The sequence below is a fragment of the Myxococcus sp. AM009 genome, assembly GCF_013372605.1.
Taxonomy (GTDB): Bacteria; Myxococcota; Myxococcia; order Myxococcales; family Myxococcaceae; genus Myxococcus; species Myxococcus vastator.
This window is the reverse complement of sequence record NZ_JABXEP010000296.1, coordinates 1-3,735: the sequence shown is the minus strand read 5'-3', so window position 1 is coordinate 3,735 and position 3,735 is coordinate 1. Positions and strand designations below refer to the sequence as shown.

General features: G+C 71.4%; 3 protein-coding genes. All 3 read right to left on the bottom strand.

Going from position 1 to position 3,735, the window contains the following annotated elements; genetic code table 11:
• Window positions 1-316, bottom strand: a 316-nt coding sequence (xseB, locus tag HV824_RS35095; protein ID WP_176425214.1) for an exodeoxyribonuclease VII small subunit, incomplete at its 3' end; no start/stop codon positions are given.
• A gap of 42 nt (window positions 317-358) precedes the next feature.
• Window positions 359-2,074, bottom strand: a complete 1,716-nt coding sequence (gene xseA, locus HV824_RS35090) for an exodeoxyribonuclease VII large subunit (protein WP_176420877.1) — start codon at window positions 2,072-2,074, stop codon at window positions 359-361.
• A partial coding sequence (locus HV824_RS35085) for an FHA domain-containing protein (protein ID WP_255208600.1) occupies window positions 2,071-3,735 on the bottom strand: 1,665 nt, incomplete at its 5' end. The genes HV824_RS35085 and xseA, both read right to left, overlap by 4 nt.

The following is a 3,735-nucleotide window of genomic DNA, read 5'->3' as shown; positions in this document are numbered from 1 at the left end:
GAGCGGGGGCCCGAGGGGCCGCGGGCGCCGCCGGACGCGCGGCGACCGACAGGGGCGCCACCACGTCGTTTCCGTCCTCATCCAGCAGGAGCTGTTCGATGCGCTGCTCCGCCTCGGTGAGCAGCTTCTCACCCCGGCGCACCAGCCGGATGCCTTCCTCGAAGGCCTTGAGCGAGTCCTCCAGGGAGAGACTGCCGCTCTCCAGTCGGCCCACCGTCTCCTCGAGCCGGGAGACCACATCCCCGTACTGCTCGGGGACCTCGGCCTCCGCCACCTTGTCCGCCTTGGGCGCCTTGTCCGACTTCGCCACTTCCATCCACCTCCCCACGTGGGGCGCGGGACTCTAGAGGGTGGCCCGTCAGCAGTCCACCGGCCCTTTCACCGCCGTGACGGTGGCTTCGATTTCTTCACATCCCCCGAGCGACTTCGCCCCGTTCGACGCGAGCTTCAGCCCCAGGCGCTCTCCCACCTGGACATCCGCGCCCGTGCGGACCACCGCGCCATCGCGCTGTCGGAACACCACCGAATAGCCGCGCGACATCACCTTCAACGGACTCATGGCGTCCAGACGTCCCTCCAGACGCTGGAAACGCTTCTGGGCATCCGCCAGGGTCGCCTGCTGGAGCGCCAGCAGCCGCGCCCGGTGCGCGGCCAGCCGGGCACGCTCACGAGACACCTGGGCCACGGGTGACGCCCGCTCGAGCCCGAGCCGTGCCGTCGCCAGCGCGCCGTGCCGCGTCGCCACACCTGCCCGCACCGCCTCCGACAGCCGCATGGCGAGCTTCAGGAGGTGCGCCCGCTGCTCACCCAGGCGCGCCTGGGGACGCGCCCGCTGCAGCCTTTCGGTCAGCGACCGCAGCGCCTCACGGTGCCCGCGCACGGCCGGCCGCAGCACGCGCATCATCGACTCCACCTGCTCGGACAGGTGCAGCCGCTGGTGGTTGATGGCCCGCCGGGGGTCCTCCAGCCGCGACGCGAGCTGGCCCTGCTCCTCGCGCAGCTCCAGCACCCGGCGCTCCATGGCGCGCCGCAGACGGCCCGCCTGCGTGGCGAGCGTCAGCTCCAGGTCGGCCAGCACCGGCGCCAGGCGCTCCGCCGCGGCGCTGGGCGTGGGCGCGCGCAGGTCCGCCACGAAGTCGGAAATGGTGAAGTCGATTTCGTGACCAATGGCGGACACCACTGGCACCGGCGAGGCGAAGATGGCGCGGGCCACCCGCTCCTCGTTGAAGGTCCAGAGGTCCTCCACCGAGCCACCACCGCGCGTCACCACGATGACGTCCACGTCCGTGCGCGCCAGCCGCTCGATGGCGCGAGCCACCTCCACGGCGGAGCCTTCGCCCTGCACACGCGCGTCCGCCACCAGGACGCTCTGCCGGGGGTTGCGCGAATGCAGCACGCGCAGGAAGTCCTGCAGCGCCGCGCCGGTGCGGCTCGTCACCACGCCAATCCGCCGAGGCAGGTAGGGCAACGGCCTGGGGGGCCGCACGCGCCCGGGACCGATGAGCCCCTCCTGGGCCAGCCGCTCCTTGAGCTGCTCGAAGGCCAGCGCCAGCGCGCCCTCACCCACCGGCTCCAGCCGCTGGACGATGAGGCTGTAGCGGCCCTGCGGCTCGTACAGGTCCACGCTGCCTTCGGCAATCACCTCCATGCCGTCGCGCAGCGCGAAGCGCAGGCGGGCCGCCATGGAGGCCCACACCTTCGCGTCAATGGCCGCGCCCGAGTCCTTCAGCGAGAAGTACCAGTGCCCCCGCGCGTTGGGCCCACGGAAGCCCGTCACCTCGCCGCGCACGATGACGCGGGCGAAGCGCGACTCCAGCGTCTGCTTGAGCTGGCGGGTCAGCTCGCCCACCGACAGCACCACGCGCTCGGGCTTGGGCGGCGGAGGCGGCGCGCCTTCCATGGGCCCCAGCAGCGAGGTGCCGTCCGCGTCCACCGGAGGCGGTGGAGGCTTCGGCGTCGCCGCGGCCTTCCGCGCCGCGCCAGCCGCACGAGGGGTGGAGGCGCCACTGCCGAACAGGTCACCCTGCTGGCCCACTGGCGGCGGCGTGCCGCCTCCCACCTTGCGCCGGGTCATCGCGACAGCTTCTCGACCCAGGTCTTCGCCTTCTCGTGGTACTCGTCGTCGGGCGGCGTCATCGCCACCACGTCCTTGAACTTGGGCAGGGCCTCATCGGGGCTCCCGTCCTTCAGGGAGTAGGCATGGAGGTAGACGTCCTTCGCCTTCGCCCTCAGCTCACTGATGATGTTGGTGGCGCCCGCGTGTCCGGGGTCCGCCTGCAGCGCCTTGCGCGAGTAGTCCATGGCGCGGCTCCACTGCCCCGCCGCCTTCGCCGCGGTGGCGCCCTTGTAGAAGATGGTGGCCGCCCGCGTACCCGCGTTGCGCGCCATCTTGCTGGGACGGCCGCCGGTGATGCCCTTGTCCAGCGACATCAGCTTCGACAGGCCCCGGGCGTCCAGGTCCTCCAGCCGCTTGTACAGGTTGCCGAACTCCGTCATCTGCCCGAGCAACTTCTTGCACTGCGCGTTGCGCGCCATGCACGCATTGAGGATGGCCACGGCGCCGGACATGTCGCCGTCGCGGAAGCGGTCGACGGCGGGCTCCCACGGCTTGGGGGCCGGTCCCTGGATGACGGGCTTGGGCGTGTCTCGGACGATGATGGCCTGCGCCGCCTGCTCGTTGATGAGCTTGGCGTCGCGGTGCTCAGGGAAGGCCACCAGGATGTCGTCGGTGATGGCCTTGGCCATGTCGAGCTGATTCTCATCCAGCAGCTTGCGCGCCTCGCGCGTGCGCATGTCCGCGGACTCCGACAGCGCGCGCTTCGTCTCGTTCACCTGCTCGTAGAGGAACTGGCTCTCTCCGGCGCCGGCCAGCAACGTGCCGGCCTTGCCCAGCTCCTTCTTCGACAAGGCCTCCTTGGCCGCCGTCAGCTTCTCCTGGACGGGAATCTCGCGCGCGGCGTGCCCGAGGTAGTCCGCCACGCCCGGGTATTCCGGGGCCTCGGTCTGGAGCTCCTCCAGCTTCGCCTTCGCCTCGACCCACTTGCCCTCGCGCACCAGGTTCTTGGCGTCCTGGAACAGGCTGCCCAGCCGCTCCCGGTGGTTCTTGCCCTGACGGGCCTCCTCCGCGGCGACCGCCTGCTGCTTCTGGACGTTCATCCGCACCACGCCCAGGCCCGCGAACAGCACCAGCACCGCACCCACGGCGCCCAGCTTGATGAGCTTCTTCTTCTTCAGCTCCTCGGGGGTGGGCGCCGAGGCCGCCGTCGCGCGCGAGCTGCGCACGCGGCCACCTTCAACGCGAGGCCCCGGACGGGGCGGCACCGCGCCGCGGCTGCCAGAGGCCGCCGGACGGGGCCGCGGACCGGGGGCCGGCGCGCCGACCATCAACGTGGAGTTGGCCACGTCCTCGAAGCGCAGCTCCGTGTCGCCCAACGTGATGACATCACCGTTGGCCAGCGGCGTCTCGTCGCTGACGACGTCGCCGTTGACGAGCGTCCCGTTGCCGGAGCCCAGGTCGCTGACCGCCCAACCCGCTCCCGACTTCCGCACCATGACGTGCTTGCGGGACACGGAGGTGTCCGGGATGCAGATGGCGTTATCGGTCGCTCGACCGATGACGTACTCCTCCTCGGACAGGGCAAACTCCTCACCATCCTTGGGACCAGCGATGCAAATGAGCCGGGCCGCGGCGGAGACGGGGGCGGGCGCGGGCCGGGCGGACGTCCTGCGCACGGC

Coding starts and splice junctions, on each gene's coding strand:
- xseA (WP_176420877.1), bottom strand. CDS start 2,074: ATGACCCGGCGCAAGGTGGGAGGCGGCACGCCGCCGCCAGTGGGCCAG.